This is a genomic window from Streptomyces sp. NPDC048278, assembly GCF_040652195.1.
GTDB lineage: Bacteria > Actinomycetota > Actinomycetes > Streptomycetales > Streptomycetaceae > Streptomyces.
This window is the reverse complement of the sequence record NZ_JBEZLP010000025.1, coordinates 49,635-63,455: the sequence shown is the minus strand read 5'-3', so window position 1 is coordinate 63,455 and position 13,821 is coordinate 49,635. Positions and strand designations below refer to the sequence as shown.

The following is a 13,821-nucleotide window of genomic DNA, read 5'->3' as shown; positions in this document are numbered from 1 at the left end:
GTCACGACGCCGGGAGCTGCTTCCCGTAGTCGACCGTCTCACCCTTCTCCGGTTCGACCACGCTGAAGTCCTTACCCCAGTCGGAGAAGGTGAGGGTGCCGGCGCCGCCGCCGCGTTCCAGACGGAGGGGGTACGGCTTGCCCTCCAGGGAGACGTCGAGGGTGCCGCCGGAGCCGCCGTCGCCCGTGATGCGGATCGTGCGGGTGCCCGACTGCTCGTGGTGACCGGCCGTGGACAGCGAACCGTGCAGGGTCAGCAGTCCCGAGAGGAGGACGTCCTTGTCCGTGAAGCCGCTGAACTTCCTGTACGCCGGATCCGTCCGCGGCACCTTGACGTACTTGCCGTCGAGCTTGGTCGCCGCGGTCGTGTCACTGCCGTCCGCGTGGTTCCAGAACCCCGCGTCGGCCTGCAGATACAACGTGCCGCCGACCCGGAGGAGCTGGAACGTGGATCCCTTCGACGTGACCGACCCGGTCCCGCCCTCCTTGTTCAGGCGCATGTCCAGCTCGTACGTGCGCCCGCTCGTGACCACCGTGCCCGCCATCCGCACCGTCGCCACCGACGACGCCGCCGTCCGCGTCCTCGACTGGATCACGTCCGGCGACAGCTTGCCCACCCCGTTCGTGCCCGCGTCCGGATCCCCGCCGCATCCGGTGAGGACGGCCAGGGCGCACACTGCGGTGACCAGTGCGGCGTGGCGGGTACGGCCCGGGGCGACAGCGGTCACGGACAGGGCCACCTTTCTGAGGGGTCCGGCAGGGCGTACCGCAGCGTACCGGTGCGTCACCCGCCCGCCGGAGCCGGTCCGTCCGGACCGCTCACCAGGGCGTATCCGATCGGTACGGGCTAGCCTGAAGCCCACCGAGCGGGCAGAAGGGACCGAAAACCACGCAAGCGGTACTCCGGTAGGTAAAGGAAGCAACACCATGGCAGCCGGCGCTCCCCGCATCTTCGTCTCGCACCTCGCCGGTGTCCCCGCCTTCGATCCCACCGGCGACCAGGTGGGCCGCGTCCGGGACCTCGTCGTCATGCTGCGCGTCGGCCGCCGCCCGCCCCGGCTGCTCGGCCTGGTCGTCGAACTGTCCACCCGGCGCCGCATCTTCCTGCCCATGACCCGGGTGACCGGCGTCGAGTCCGGCCAGGTCATCACCACCGGTGTGCTGAACGTCCGCCGCTTCGAGCAGCGCCCCACCGAACGCCTGGTCTTCGGCGAACTCCTCGACCGCCGCGTCCAGCTGGCCGAGACCGGCGAGGAGGTCACCGTCCTCGACCTGGCCGTGCAGCAGCTGCCGGCCCGCCGGGACTGGGAGGTGGACCGGGTCTTCGTCCGCAAGGGGAAGAAGGGTGCCCTCCGGCGGGCCAGGGGGGAGACGCTCACCGTCGAGTGGTCGCAGGTCACCGGGTTCTCCCTGGAGGAGCACGGCCAGGGCGCCGAGAGCCTGCTCGCCACCTTCGAGCAGCTGCGCCCCGCCGACCTCGCCAACGTGCTGCACCACCTCTCCGCCAAGCGCCGCACCGAGGTCGCCGCGGCCCTCGACGACGACCGCCTGGCCGACGTGCTCGAAGAGCTCCCCGAGGACGACCAGATCGAGATCCTCGGCAAGCTGAAGGAGGAGCGGGCGGCGGACATCCTGGAGGCCATGGACCCGGACGACGCGGCCGACCTGCTCGCCGAACTCCCCGAACAGGACAAGGAACGGCTGCTGAGCCTGATGCAGCCGGCGGACGCGGCCGAGATGCGGCGCCTGATGTCGTACGAGGAGCACACGGCGGGCGGTCTGATGACCACCGAGCCGATCGTCCTGCGGCCCGACGCGACCGTCGCCGACGCCCTCGCCCGGGTCCGCAACCCCGACCTCTCCCCGGCCCTCGCCGCCCAGGTCTACATCTGCCGGCCGCCCGACGAGACCCCGACCGGCAAGTACCTGGGCACCGTGCACTTCCAGCGGCTGCTGCGCGATCCCCCGTACACCCTGGTCAGTTCGCTGGTCGGCGACGACGACCTGCAACCCCTCGACCCCGACGCCACGCTCCCGGTCATCGCCGGGTTCTTCGCCACGTACGACATGGTCGCGGCGCCCGTGGTGGACGAGGCGGGGTCGCTGCTCGGCGCGGTGACCGTGGACGACGTCCTCGACCACATGCTGCCGGAGGACTGGCGGGAGACCGAGTTCCACCTGGACGAGGGGGACCAGAAGGAACAGGCGGGACAGACGGAACAGAGGGGACAGGCGGGACAGAGGGGCCAGAAGGAGCGGACGGCGGAGAAGGGGGCGGGGATCCATGGCGCCTGAGCGTGAGGGCACCCGTGAGCGGACGCCCGCCGGCGCCACCGCCGCCGGCCGGTCGCGCGGTCACCGCCTGGACCAGCCGCGCGCCCCGCGGCGCAGGCTGCTGCCCGAGTGGGACCCGGAGGCCTTCGGACGGCTCTCCGAGCGCATCGCCCGCTTCCTGGGCACCGGGCGGTTCATCGTCTGGATGACGTTCGTGATCATCCTCTGGGTGCTGTGGAACATCGCGGCACCCGGAGGGCTCCGCTTCGACGAGTACCCGTTCATCTTCCTGACCCTGGCCCTGTCCCTGCAGGCCTCCTACGCGGCCCCGCTGATCCTGCTCGCGCAGAACAGGCAGGACGACCGCGACCGGGTCAACCTCGAACAGGACCGCAAGCAGAACGAGCGGTCCATCGCCGACACCGAGTACCTCACCCGGGAGATCGCCGCCCTGCGCATGGGCCTGGGCGAGGTGGCGACCCGGGACTGGATCCGCTCCGAGCTCCAGGACCTGCTGAAGGAGATGGACGAACGGCGGGACGGTCATCACGAACATGCCGTATTCCCGGCAGAACGGTCGCCCGGGCGTGACGTAGACGACCGCTGAGGGGCGTTATAGGGGCCGCGCGCCGCGCCGTACCATCGGGGGTATGGCTAGCGAAGACGCGGTGCGCGAGGCACTGGCGACGGTGAACGACCCCGAGATCAACCGACCCATCACCGAACTGGGGATGGTCAAATCGGTGGAGATCGGGGAGGACGGCGCGGTCGCGGTCACCGTGTACCTGACGGTCTCGGGCTGCCCCATGCGGGACACGATCACCCAGCGCGTCACCGACGCGGTCTCCCGGGTCGAGGGCGTCACCCGCGTCGACGTCACCCTGGACGTGATGAGCGACGAGCAGCGCAAGGAGCTGGCCACCGCCCTGCGCGGCGGCCAGGCCGAGCGCGAGGTCCCCTTCGCCAAGCCCGGCAGCCTCACCCGGGTCTACGCGGTCGCCTCCGGCAAGGGCGGCGTCGGCAAGTCGTCGGTCACGGTCAACCTGGCCGCCGCGATGGCCGCCGACGGCCTCAAGGTGGGCGTGGTCGACGCGGACATCTACGGCCACTCCGTCCCGCGCATGCTCGGCGCGGACGGCCGCCCGACCCAGGTCGAGAACATGATCATGCCGCCGTCGGCCAACGGCGTGAAGGTCATCTCCATCGGCATGTTCACCCCGGGCAACGCCCCGGTCGTCTGGCGCGGCCCGATGCTGCACCGCGCCCTCCAGCAGTTCCTCGCGGACGTCTACTGGGGCGACCTCGACGTCCTCCTCCTCGACCTCCCGCCCGGCACCGGCGACATCGCCATCTCGGTCGCCCAGCTGGTCCCGAACGCGGAGATCCTGGTCGTGACGACGCCCCAGCAGGCGGCGGCCGAGGTCGCCGAGCGGGCCGGCTCGATCGCGGTCCAGACCCACCAGAAGATCGTCGGCGTGGTCGAGAACATGTCCGGCCTGCCCTGCCCGCACTGCGGCGAGATGGTCGACGTCTTCGGCACGGGCGGCGGCCAGTCCGTCGCCGACGGCCTGACCCGCACGACGGGCGCGACGGTCCCCGTCCTCGGATCCATCCCCATCGACGTCCGCCTCCGCGAAGGCGGCGACGAGGGCAAGCCGGTCGTCCTGACCGACCCCGACAGCCCGGCGGGCGCGGCCCTGCGGGGCATCGCCGGCAAACTGGGCGGCAGGCAGCGCGGCCTCTCGGGACTGTCCCTGGGGATCACACCGCGCAACAAGTTCTGAGACGCCCGCAGCGAGCGCCCCGTCAGGGGCGCGGGGCTGTGTTCATCATGCGGCTCCGCCGCGTGGGCGCGAGCAACCACCGCTCGTCCGCAGTCGCGAACGCACCGCACCCCCTACGGCGAAGGGGCGCCAAACCACCGGCGCCCCTTTTCTCATGCGTACGCGGCAACGTCCTTGATCACGGCGAACCCCAGCCCGTACGCGGACATCCCCCGCCCGTACGCCCCGAGGTGCACCCCCTCCTCCGTGGACCCGGCGAGCACCCACCCGAACTCCGACTCCCGGTAGTGGAACGGCGTCGCCACCCCGTCCACCGGCAGCGACAGCGTCGACCACTCCGGCCCGCTCAGCTCGTCCGCCAGCTCCCACGCCGTCTCGGTCTGCTGCTCCAGCCAGTCGTCCCGGAGGCTGTGGTCCATCTGCCCCGGCCAGGTGAAGGACAGCAGCCCGACCCCGGCCAGCCACGCCGCGGACGACACCGACGTGGCCTCCAGCAGCCCCGTCCCGTCGGCGCTCCGCCGGGACGGACTCGCCGCGACGGTCACGACGACCGCGAACTTCTCCCGCGGTTCACCGACGGCCGAGGCGAGGTGCTCGTTCCGGACCGACGGCTCGTCGCCGTGCCCGATCGACCCGTGCTCCACCGCGCCGTCGGCCGCCACACCCACCTGCATGAGCCAGCGCGGCCCCGTGAACGCCTCGTCGAGGCCGTACCAGGGGAAGGGCGCCTCCAGGTAGCCGTCGACCGTGCGGCGGGCGGAGGGGGCCTGCTGCACGCCCTCCACGACCGGTGCCTGTCCGTCCACCCGACTTGTCGTCTCCATCTGCCCGGACGCCTCCTAGCTCTCGTCGGTCCGGGGCGGCCCGCCCCCCTTCGGGCGCACTCGTCCGGTCCGCACAACAACTCGGCAGCATATCGACCCCGCCGGGACCAGCCGTGAAACCGCCCGGTGCGTGGGTCGCACGGGCGGCTGGTTCGGGCCGTAAGAGACGAATGAGCGGCGCACACGCGGTATGAAACGCGTCACGTGCGCCGCTCATGCGCGGGTCGGTGATCCGGACTCAGGTGGCGTCCGCGTCGTAGGGCGGACGGTCGTCCTTGCCCGGATCCTCCGGCTTCTTGGTCATGTCGAGCCGGCCGCTCCCCGAAGAGCCGCTCCCGGAGGACGACGGCGAGGCGTCGGTCTCGCGGCTGTTCACCGCCTCCGTGACCTCGGCCATCTCCTTCTTCAGGTCGAAGCCGTTGCGGATCTCCTTCAGCCCCATCTCGTCGCTGTCCAGGTGCTTGCGGATGAAGGTCTTCGGGTTGAGGTCCTCCAGCTCGAAGTCCTTGAACTCCGGGCCGAGTTCCTGCCGGATGTCTTCCTTGGCGCTCTCCGAGAACTCCCGGATCTTGCGGATGGTCCGCATGACGTCCTGGATGACCTTCGGGAGCTTGTCCGGACCGAAGACGAGCACGGCGAGCACGACGATCGTCACCAGCTCGAGCGGTCCTATGTCATTGAACACCTGAAGCTCCTTGCGATGTCCTCGGTCCTCGGCCCTCCGGTCGCTGTTGCGGGTGTTCCGTGGTCCGGGCCGGGTCCACGGTACCCGCCGGACCTGTCCGACCGGTACTGCCCCGGGGTGTCCGACTGCGCGTGTACGACCGGTTTTCCAGGTTGTTTGCCTAGTCGGGGCACGGGTGAGGCCCCGCCTATGACGTTTCTGTCAGTTCCTGTCCGAGGAACCGGAGCGGTCGCCGGGCCGGCCGAACGGCAGCGGGGTGAGGTCCTGCACGCCGTTCACCTGGACGACGGCGAGGTCGTAGCCGGCGTCCCGGCCGACGACGGTCGCCCGGGCGGTGGCTCCGCTGCTGAACGTCACGGTGATCCGGCCGCCCGCGGCGGTCGCGGGGGCGACGACGTGGCTGTCGGTGAGGATGTGCCCGCGGGTGTCGATGACGAAGCCGGTGCCGGTGGCCTGCTCGCCGGTTCCGGTGCCGGTGACCCGCAGGGTGACGACGCTGGGCAGCGCCCGCGCGTCGATCCCGGCGGCGCCGCCGGGCGGCGGCCCGGGCGGCGGGCCCTGCTCGGACGCACCGTGCGGGGGCGGACCGGGCTGCGGCAGCTGTACGGACTCCAGGCCGCCGGTGCGCTGCAGGTAGCCGCCGATCAGCCCGCCGGCCGCGGCGGAGAGCAGGGAGAGCGCGAGCGCCCCCGCGGCGAACGTCCGCCGGCTCCGCGACCGCCGCCGCTGTCCCGCGGCCCCTGCCGCATCCTCCCGTGGGAGGGACGGGGCGCTGCCGGTGGTGTCGCCGGGCGTCGCCGGTGCCGTCGGTATCCCCTCGTCCATGGTCTCCTCGCGGGCTCGACGCGGCCCTGCGCTAGGGCGGGCTCGCGGAAGGTCGGCTCCGTGCCCGCACGGGTGCGACGGACATGGCTGGCTCACAGGATTCAACCAGGTTCGCGAGTCGCCGCGCAGGGGCGTTCAGCAGGTGGGCAGCGACCGGCCGACGGGCCGCGACCGGTCAGTGGGCCGCGCGGGAGGAGCGGGACGGGGACGCGGAGGGGGCGGAGGGAGCCGAGACGGTGTCGGGGACGGGTGCGGCGAGCAGGCTGGTGCCGGTCGCCTCGGGGACGGTGGTCCACGAGGTGAGGGCGAACGGCGGATTGGTGCTCAGCGGCCGTATCAGCGGGGAGACCGCCGCCGCGCCGGCCATCACCGGTGCGGTCAGCTCCCGCAGCCTCTGCTGTGCGACGGCCGGGGAGGGCACTCCGGGCAGCAGCGGTGCGGAGACCGAGGTGGGCATGGCGGGGCCGCCGCCGAGCATGGCGCCGGACGAGAGCAGCGGGGTGAGCAGGCGGCGGCGCTGTGTGTCGGCGGTACCCACGGTGCCCGAGCCCGCCGTGCCGGCCGGGGCGACGCTGCCGCCGCCGGTGCGGGCGTCGGCGGCCGGGGTGCCGGGGAGGCCCGCGGTGACGCCGCCGAGGGCGACGGCGGCGAGCGAGACCGCGCCGGCGGCGACGAACGCGAACCGCATGCCGCGCGAGGCGGAGCGGTCGCCGTCCGGGCGGCCGACGGGGTGGATGCGGAAGCCCCGGCCCACGGCCGCGGCCGGGTCGTGGGGACGGGCCGGGACGTAGCCGAACTCGAAGCGGTCGTCCCGGCTCAGGCCGAAGACCCCCCCGTCGGATCCGCGTCCCGAGGGGTCTCCCCCGCCGAACGGCGAACCGCCGCCGTCCGGGTCGCCGCCCGCGGGCAGCCCCTGGAGGCGGGCGAGGAAGCTCTCGGAGGGCGCGGGCGGGGCGGTCGCCGCGAAGACGCTCTTCAGGGCGCGCTGGGCGTCCGCCTCGGCCTTGCACCGGGCGCAGGTCGCCAGGTGGGCCAGGACGCGCTCACGCGTCTCGTGACCGAGCTCTCCGTCCACCAGGGCGGAGAGTCGGTCTCCCAGGTGCTGTTCGGCGAGCTGTCGCTCGGCCGGTTTCGGTCGTGATCCACTCACGCGGTCGCGCCCCCTCCTCCCAGTGCGGGAACACGGGGCACGAAGGAGCGGCGCTCGGCCTTGCGGGCCTCCGGGGAGCGGTGCGCGAGGGCCTTGCGCAGCTGGGAACGGCCGCGGTGGATACGCGAGCGGACCGTGCCGAGCTTGACGCCGAGGGTCGCGGCGATCTCCTCGTACGACAGCCCCTCGATGTCGCAGAGCACGACGGCGGCGCGGAACTCGGGCGCGAGGGTGTCCAGGGCCTGCTGGACGTCGGCGTCGAAGTGCGCGTCGTTGAACGCCTGCGAGGGGGTGGGCTCGCGGCTGGGCAGGCGCTCGGCCGCGTCCTCGCCGAGGGCGTCGAAGCGGATGCGCTGCTTGCGGCGGACCATGTCGAGGAACAGGTTGGTGGTGATGCGGTGCAGCCAGCCCTCGAAGGTGCCCGGGGAGTAGGTCGACAGGGAGCGGAAGACGCGGACGAAGACCTCCTGGGTGAGGTCCTCGGCGTCGTGCTGGTTGCCGGTCAGACGGTAGGCCAGGCGGTAGACGCGGCCACTGTGCGTGCTGACGATCTCCTCCCACGTGGGCGGAGTCCATGCCTGCCCGTCCGCGTCGGTGGAGAAGGTCGCGGTCCGGTCCTCGCCCATGGCGAGGGCGGCGGCGTGGCTGGGGTCAGCAGCGGTGTCGTTCACGGATTTCGGCCTGCCTGCCGATCCGAGAAAGCGCCTCAGCACTCCTCCCCGATCCCCAGGCGCGGCCGCACCTCCCCTGTCGGCTCTGGTGGTGTCCAGTGGAGCCCCTACCATAGCCACCTCGCCCGTTAGCACCGGATAAGCGGTTTTACAAGAATTTGATCTGTGCTGGTACGGCCCGTCCACCTGCGACAGCGGGTGGTCGGCCGCCGTCTCGTCACCGTGATCCATTCGTGTCCCCCCGCCTTGTCTTCCACCCCTCTAAACGCCCGGTCCCATCTGCGGGTTCCCGACACCAACGGATACAGTCACGCCCAGGCAACCACGGGGACAGGAGAGGGTCATTACCGGCAACCGGCAGACGAGCTGGGCGTTCGCCGACGCCTTTGTCGCCGAGGACGAAGCACTGCGGTGGGCCCGTGACCGGGCCCGCGAGGCAGGGCTGCGCTCGGTGTCGCCCGGCACGGGCGCCGCGCTGCGCATGCTCGCCGCCTCCGTGGACGCCAAGGCGGTCGCCGAGATCGGCACGGGGTGCGGGGTCTCCGGGATGTACCTGCTGCACGGCATGCGTCCGGACGGCGTGCTGACCACCGTCGATCCGGAGCCGGAGCACCAGCAGTTCGCGCGGCAGGCCTTCCGCGCGTGCGGCTTCGCCAGCAACCGGGCCCGCTTCATCCCCGGCCGGGCCACCGACGTGCTGCCCCGCCTCGCGGACGCCGGCTACGACCTCGTCTTCTGCGACGGCGACCGCCAGGAGTACTCCGACTACCTCGCTGAATCGTTGCGTCTGCTGCGGCCGGGTGGCCTGGTGGTCTTCGAGGGCGTCTTCGCCAACGGCCGCACCGTCGACTCGGGGCCGCAGCCGACCGAGGTACTGCGGCTGCGCGAGCTGCTGCGCACGGTCCGGGAGAGCCCGGAGCTGGTGCCGTCGCTGCTGCCGGTGGGCGACGGGCTGCTGTGCGCGGTCAAGCGGTAGGCCTCGCGCGACAGCCCTCGTGCGCTACACCTCGCGCGGTAGATCTCGCGGGCACGGAAACGGCCCGGGAACACGGCAACGCCCCGGCACCGCTTGGGTTGCCGGGGCGGCCGAAAGGGTGTGGTCGCTGACGCCTCAGACGACGACGTTCTTGAGGGCGTCGGCAAGCGCCGCGGCCTCGTCAGGGGTCAGCTCGACGACGAGCCGACCGCCGCCTTCGAGCGGAACGCGCATGACGATGCCCCGCCCCTCCTTGGTCACCTCGAGCGGGCCATCACCCGTCCGCGGCTTCATGGCCGCCATGCTGGTTCCCCTTCCTGAAAACAGCTCATCGTCTGCCGACGGCCCCCGAGGGCACGCGCGGTCTCTGGCGGGACACGCGACTCCGGCATCGAACACATTGCTTCCAAGCCATTATCCCGCATCTCAGGACCCGATGACCAACATCAGTCGGCATCGCTTGGGCAACGCACGCGAGCAAAACCACCCAATTCGGCGATGTGACTGCGATACTTCGCCACCTCGTGTCCTTACGCCGACCGAGTCGGCTTCGGAATTCTTTGACGCAGGTCACACGGCCGCTCCGGTCCCCCGCTGGCGAACTCCGCCATGCTGTCCTTCGGACGGGACGTACTGAGCGGTACGTCAGCCGCGACGACGGAGGGGACGCTCCATGACCGACACCGTGCTCTACGAGGTGGGCGACGGGCTCGCGACGATCACGCTGAACCGCCCCGAGGCGATGAACGCGCTGAACATCGCGACGAAGGTGGCCCTCCGGGAGGCCGCTCAGGAAGCGGCGGCCGACACGGCCGTCCGGGCGATCCTGCTGACCGCCGCCGGGGACCGGGCGTTCTGCGTGGGCCAGGACCTCAAGGAACACATCACGCTGCTCGCGTCCGACCGGGAGACCGGGGCGGGGCAGACGATGACGACGGTCCGGGAGCACTACAACCCGATCGTCCGGGCGTTGGTGTCGGCGCCGAAGCCGGTCGTCGCCGCCGTGAACGGGGTGGCCGCCGGCGCCGGTCTCGGCTTCGCCCTCGCGGCGGACTACCGGGTGGTCGCCGACACGGCCGCGTTCAACACGTCGTTCGCGGGGGTGGCGCTGACCGCGGACTCCGGCGTCTCGTGGACGCTGCCGCGGGTCGTGGGACCGGGCCGCGCCGCCGACCTGCTGCTCTTTCCCCGGAGCATCAGTGCGCAGGACGCGTACGAGCTGGGCATCGCGAACAAGGTGGTGCCTTCGGCCGAGCTCCGGGCCGAGGGCGAGAAGGTGGCCCGGAAACTGGCCGAAGGGCCGACTGTGGCGTACGCGGCGCTGAAGGAGGCCGTCGCCTACGGGCTCACGCACTCCTTCGACGAGACGCTCGACAAGGAGGACGAGCTGCAGGCTCGGGCCGGGGCGTCCGAGGATCACGGGATCGCCGTGCAGGCTTTTGTGAACAAGGAGAAGCCGAAGTACTTGGGGCGGTGACGGTTGTGGGGGACTGCGGCTGCGTGGGGGCTCGTCGCGCAGTTCCCCGCGCCCCTTGCGGGGCGCTGTCCCTCACGGGGTTTTTCGGGCCACGCAGGTTTCGAGATGGTCGTTGACCAGGCCGCACGCCTGCATCAGGGCGTACGCCGTCGTCGGGCCGATGAAGCGCAGGCCGCGCTTCTTGAGGGCCTTGGACAGGGCCGTCGACTCCGGGGTCACAGGGAGGACGTCGGCGATGGTCCTCGGAGCCGGGTAGGTGCCCGGCTCCGGGGCGTGCGACCAGATCAGCTCGTCCAGCTCGCCCTGCCGCCACTCCGCCAGGACCTTCGCGTTGGCCATGGTCGCGTCGATCTTCGCCCGGTTGCGGATGATGCCGGGGTCGGCCAGCAGGCGCTCGCGGTCCTCGTCGGTGAACGCGGCCACCTTGTCGATGTGGAAGTCGGCGAAGGCGGCCCGGAAGCCCGGGCGGCGGCGCAGGATCGTGATCCAGGAGAGGCCGGACTGGAAGGCCTCCAGGCTGAGGCGTTCGTAGAGGGCGCCGTCGCCGTGGACCGGGCGGCCCCACTCCTCGTCGTGGTACGCCACGTAGTCCTCGGTGGACAGCGCCCAGGGGCAGCGCAGTCTGCCGTCCGGCCCGGGAACCGCCGCTCCTTCGACCACGCCGGGCGTCTCGCTCACGGCCGGTCCTCCGGCTCGGGCTTGTCCAGCGACATGTGCGGGCCGTGCGGCCCGCGCGGCCCGGCCTGGGCGCCGGCCAGCGCGGACTCCAGGTCGGCGATCCGGGCGTCGCGCTCCGCGAGCTCGGCGCCGAGGCGGCTGAGCGCGTCGTCGACGTCCGCCATGCGGTAGCCGCGCGGGACGAGCGGGAAGCGGATGCTCTCCACGTCCGCGCGGTTCACCGGGCGGTCCGGGGGCAGCGGGTCCTCGAAGCGCTCGGGCGCCACCTCGGGCAGCGGTCCGCTCTCCCCGCCGCTCACCACGGAGAGGGTGACCGCGGCGACCACGACCGCCAGCGCGACGACGAGGAACAGGAACATAACCATCGCGGTGGGCCCCCAGGCTCGGTGGAGCTCGGTGCAGCAGCACTCGTGTGCTCAGTGTGCTCAGCGTGCTCGATGACGAATGTGTCTGTGTCCGATCGTGCCATGCGAGTCTGACAGTTAGGGTCGCAGGCGGTCGTACCGAGGGAATTACTACGGGAGGTCACAGGCGATGCTCAGGCTGGGCAGGCGGGAATTCGGGCCGAACGAACCGGTGGTCATGGCCATCGTGAACCGGACGCCTGACTCCTTCTACGACCAGGGGGCGACGTTCCGCGACGAGCCGGCCCTCGCGCGCGTGGAGCAGGCGGTCGCCGAGGGGGCCGCGATCATCGACATCGGCGGGGTGAAGGCCGGGCCGGGCGAGGAGGTCACCGCCGAGGAGGAGGAACGGCGCATCGTCGGGTTCGTCGCGGAGGTGCGCGGCAGCTTCCCGGACGTCGTGATCAGCGTGGACACCTGGCGGGCGTCGGTCGGCGAGGCCGTCTGCGCGGCCGGGGCGGATCTGCTGAACGACGCGTGGGGCGGGGTCGACCCGGGGCTGGCCGAGGTCGCGGCGCGGCACCGGGTGGGGCTGGTGTGCACGCACGCGGGCGGGGCCGAACCGCGGACGCGACCGCACCGGGTGACGTACGACGACGTCGTGGCCGACATCCTGCGGGTGACCCTGGGGCTGGCCGAGCGGGCCGTCGCGCTGGGGGTGCCGCGGGAGTCGGTGCTGATCGATCCCGGGCACGACTTCGGGAAGAACACCCGGCACAGCCTGGAGGCGACGCGGCGGCTGGGCGAGATGGTGGAGACGGGGTGGCCGGTGCTGGTGTCCCTGTCCAACAAGGACTTCGTGGGCGAGACCCTGGACCGGCCGCTGAAGGAGCGGGTGATCGGGACGCTGGCGACGACGGCGGTGTCGGCGTGGCTGGGGGCGCAGGTGTACCGGGTGCACGAGGTGGCCGAGACGCGCCAGGTGCTGGACATGGTGGCGTCGATCGCCGGCCACCGGCCCCCGGCGGTGGCCCGACGAGGCCTGGCCTAGCCACCGCCCCTGGGGGCTCCGCCCCCAGACCCCCACCCCCTTCGCCCACCCACCACCCGACTCGGTCGGCCGAGAGGTAAACCACCCCACCCGACCCGGTCGGCCAAGAGGCACACCGCCCCACCCGACTCGGCGGATCGAGAGGTGTGCCAAGGGGCTCTGGCGGACGGTGGGGCGGCAGGGCCTCTCGGCCTCGGTTTCTCAGCGGAGCGAGTCGGGTGGGTGGGCGAGAAGGTTCTAGCGGGCCGCTTCCTTCGAGACGAGGCCGACTGCCTCGTCCACGTCGTCCGTGACGTGGAAGAGCAGGAGGTCCTTCTCGGCCGCCTTGCCCTGGGCCACCAGCGTGTTCTGGAGCCAGTCGACGAGGCCGCCCCAGTACGCGCTGCCGAACAGGACGATCGGGAAGCGGGTGACCTTCTGGGTCTGGACGAGGGTGAGGGCCTCGAAGAGCTCGTCGAGGGTGCCGAGGCCGCCGGGCAGGACCACGAAGCCCTGTGCGTACTTGACGAACATCATCTTCCGCACGAAGAAGTAGCGGAAGTTGAGGCCGATGTCGACGTACGGGTTGAGGCCCTGTTCGAAGGGGAGCTCGATGCCGAGGCCGACCGAAACGCCGCTCGCTTCGAGGGCACCCTTGTTCGCCGCCTCCATGGCACCGGGCCCGCCGCCCGTGATGACGGCCCAGCCCGCCTCGACCAGGCCGCGGCCCAGCTGCACGCCCGCCTCGTACTCGGGCGAGTCCACCGGCGTCCGCGCCGAGCCGAACACGCTGATCGCGGGCGGGAGTTCGGCGAGCGTGCCGAAGCCCTCGATGAACTCCGACTGGATGCGCAGCACCCGCCAGGGGTCCGTGTGGACCCAGTCGGAGGGACCGCCCGCGTCCAGCAGCCGCTGGTCCGTCGTACTCGCGGTCACCTGACCGCGCCGTCGGAGGACCGGTCCCAGGCGCTGCTCGTCCGGCGGCACCTTTTTCCCCTCGGGGTTCCCGGTAGGCATATGCGCGCTCCCTCCGCTTGCAGGTGTTTCCACCTCAGCGTAGATCCGCGCGGGTTACAGGCGCGGGACGTCGGCGTGTCCGGTGCG

General features: G+C 71.9%; 16 protein-coding genes. 6 read left to right on the top strand and 10 right to left on the bottom strand.

Annotated features, from left to right (window positions below):
- Nucleotide 1 precedes the first annotated feature (1 nt).
- Nucleotides 2-727: a hypothetical protein gene (locus AB0D74_RS34215; RefSeq protein ID WP_362595604.1), complete on the bottom strand. Its 726-nt coding sequence runs from the start codon at nt 725-727 to the stop codon at nt 2-4.
- Between the two features lie 199 nt (nt 728-926).
- Here AB0D74_RS34215 and AB0D74_RS34210 point away from each other — a divergent pair, with 199 nt between their 5' ends.
- Genes AB0D74_RS34210 through AB0D74_RS34200 form a run of 3 tightly spaced genes read left to right on the top strand, consistent with a single transcriptional unit; the run spans nt 927 to nt 4,057 of the window.
- Nucleotides 927-2,294, top strand: a complete 1,368-nt coding sequence (locus tag AB0D74_RS34210; protein WP_362595602.1) for a CBS domain-containing protein — start codon at nt 927-929, stop codon at nt 2,292-2,294.
- Nucleotides 2,284-2,880 carry a DUF1003 domain-containing protein gene (locus AB0D74_RS34205; RefSeq protein ID WP_362595600.1) on the top strand — a complete coding sequence of 199 codons (597 nt, stop codon included), beginning with the start codon at nt 2,284-2,286 and terminating at the stop codon, nt 2,878-2,880. The genes AB0D74_RS34210 and AB0D74_RS34205 overlap by 11 nt, the downstream gene beginning before the upstream one ends.
- Before the next feature lie 43 nt (nt 2,881-2,923).
- Nucleotides 2,924-4,057: an Mrp/NBP35 family ATP-binding protein gene (locus AB0D74_RS34200; protein WP_362595598.1), complete on the top strand. Its 1,134-nt coding sequence runs from the start codon at nt 2,924-2,926 to the stop codon at nt 4,055-4,057.
- Nucleotides 4,058-4,209: 152 nt separating this feature from the next.
- Here AB0D74_RS34200 and AB0D74_RS34195 read toward each other — a convergent pair whose 3' ends face one another.
- The 5 genes from AB0D74_RS34195 to sigE all read right to left on the bottom strand — a co-directional run bounded on the left by AB0D74_RS34195 (nt 4,210) and on the right by sigE (nt 8,254).
- Nucleotides 4,210-4,881 (bottom strand): hypothetical protein, encoded by a 672-nt coding sequence (locus AB0D74_RS34195; protein ID WP_362595596.1) that lies wholly within the window; start codon nt 4,879-4,881, stop codon nt 4,210-4,212.
- Between the two features lie 238 nt (nt 4,882-5,119).
- Nucleotides 5,120-5,566: a sec-independent translocase gene (locus AB0D74_RS34190; protein ID WP_362595594.1), complete on the bottom strand. Its 447-nt coding sequence runs from the start codon at nt 5,564-5,566 to the stop codon at nt 5,120-5,122.
- 201 nt (nt 5,567-5,767) lie between these two features.
- Nucleotides 5,768-6,391 carry a trypsin-like peptidase domain-containing protein gene (locus AB0D74_RS34185; RefSeq protein WP_362595592.1) on the bottom strand — a complete coding sequence of 208 codons (624 nt, stop codon included), beginning with the start codon at nt 6,389-6,391 and terminating at the stop codon, nt 5,768-5,770.
- Between the two features lie 175 nt (nt 6,392-6,566).
- The gene (locus AB0D74_RS34180) at nt 6,567-7,541 is read right to left on the bottom strand and encodes an anti-sigma factor (RefSeq protein WP_362595590.1); all 975 of its coding nucleotides are present in this window, start codon (nt 7,539-7,541) and stop codon (nt 6,567-6,569) included.
- Nucleotides 7,538-8,254: an RNA polymerase sigma factor SigE gene (gene sigE, locus AB0D74_RS34175; RefSeq protein WP_089098938.1), complete on the bottom strand. Its 717-nt coding sequence runs from the start codon at nt 8,252-8,254 to the stop codon at nt 7,538-7,540. Before sigE ends, AB0D74_RS34180 begins: the two co-directional genes overlap by 4 nt.
- Before the next feature lie 235 nt (nt 8,255-8,489).
- Here sigE and AB0D74_RS34170 point away from each other — a divergent pair, with 235 nt between their 5' ends.
- The gene (locus AB0D74_RS34170) at nt 8,490-9,188 is read left to right on the top strand and encodes an O-methyltransferase (protein ID WP_362595773.1); all 699 of its coding nucleotides are present in this window, start codon (nt 8,490-8,492) and stop codon (nt 9,186-9,188) included.
- Between the two features lie 135 nt (nt 9,189-9,323).
- On the opposite strand, the gene AB0D74_RS34165 is transcribed toward AB0D74_RS34170, so the two are convergent.
- A complete protein-coding gene (locus AB0D74_RS34165) occupies nt 9,324-9,491 on the bottom strand; it encodes a DUF3117 domain-containing protein (RefSeq protein ID WP_004950282.1) in 168 nt (55 codons plus the stop codon).
- Nucleotides 9,492-9,861: 370 nt separating this feature from the next.
- On the opposite strand from AB0D74_RS34165, the gene AB0D74_RS34160 reads away from it, so the two are divergent.
- Nucleotides 9,862-10,665 carry an enoyl-CoA hydratase-related protein gene (locus AB0D74_RS34160; RefSeq protein WP_362595588.1) on the top strand — a complete coding sequence of 268 codons (804 nt, stop codon included), beginning with the start codon at nt 9,862-9,864 and terminating at the stop codon, nt 10,663-10,665.
- Between the two features lie 72 nt (nt 10,666-10,737).
- Here AB0D74_RS34160 and AB0D74_RS34155 read toward each other — a convergent pair whose 3' ends face one another.
- Both AB0D74_RS34155 and AB0D74_RS34150 read right to left on the bottom strand, forming a co-directional pair.
- Nucleotides 10,738-11,325, bottom strand: a complete 588-nt coding sequence (locus AB0D74_RS34155) for a DNA-3-methyladenine glycosylase I (RefSeq protein WP_362595771.1) — start codon at nt 11,323-11,325, stop codon at nt 10,738-10,740.
- Nucleotides 11,326-11,339: 14 nt separating this feature from the next.
- Nucleotides 11,340-11,708, bottom strand: coding sequence for a DivIVA domain-containing protein (locus AB0D74_RS34150; RefSeq protein ID WP_362595586.1), 369 nt, complete (start codon nt 11,706-11,708; stop codon nt 11,340-11,342).
- Between the two features lie 169 nt (nt 11,709-11,877).
- On the opposite strand from AB0D74_RS34150, the gene folP reads away from it, so the two are divergent.
- Nucleotides 11,878-12,738 (top strand): dihydropteroate synthase, encoded by an 861-nt coding sequence (gene folP / locus AB0D74_RS34145; RefSeq protein ID WP_362595584.1) that lies wholly within the window; start codon nt 11,878-11,880, stop codon nt 12,736-12,738.
- Nucleotides 12,739-12,975: 237 nt separating this feature from the next.
- Here the strand turns inward: folP and AB0D74_RS34140 are convergent, their stop codons facing one another.
- A complete protein-coding gene (locus AB0D74_RS34140) occupies nt 12,976-13,734 on the bottom strand; it encodes a TIGR00730 family Rossman fold protein (protein ID WP_362595582.1) in 759 nt (252 codons plus the stop codon).
- Nucleotides 13,735-13,821: the final 87 nt, after the last annotated feature.

Coding starts and splice junctions, on each gene's coding strand:
- AB0D74_RS34210 (WP_362595602.1), top strand. CDS start 927: ATGGCAGCCGGCGCTCCCCGCATCTTCGTCTCGCACCTCGCCGGTGTC.
- AB0D74_RS34205 (WP_362595600.1), top strand. CDS start 2,284: ATGGCGCCTGAGCGTGAGGGCACCCGTGAGCGGACGCCCGCCGGCGCC.
- AB0D74_RS34200 (WP_362595598.1), top strand. CDS start 2,924: ATGGCTAGCGAAGACGCGGTGCGCGAGGCACTGGCGACGGTGAACGAC.
- AB0D74_RS34195 (WP_362595596.1), bottom strand. CDS start 4,881: ATGGAGACGACAAGTCGGGTGGACGGACAGGCACCGGTCGTGGAGGGC.
- AB0D74_RS34185 (WP_362595592.1), bottom strand. CDS start 6,391: ATGGACGAGGGGATACCGACGGCACCGGCGACGCCCGGCGACACCACC.
- AB0D74_RS34165 (WP_004950282.1), bottom strand. CDS start 9,491: ATGGCGGCCATGAAGCCGCGGACGGGTGATGGCCCGCTCGAGGTGACC.
- AB0D74_RS34160 (WP_362595588.1), top strand. CDS start 9,862: ATGACCGACACCGTGCTCTACGAGGTGGGCGACGGGCTCGCGACGATC.
- AB0D74_RS34150 (WP_362595586.1), bottom strand. CDS start 11,708: ATGGTTATGTTCCTGTTCCTCGTCGTCGCGCTGGCGGTCGTGGTCGCC.
- folP (WP_362595584.1), top strand. CDS start 11,878: ATGCTCAGGCTGGGCAGGCGGGAATTCGGGCCGAACGAACCGGTGGTC.
- AB0D74_RS34140 (WP_362595582.1), bottom strand. CDS start 13,734: ATGCCTACCGGGAACCCCGAGGGGAAAAAGGTGCCGCCGGACGAGCAG.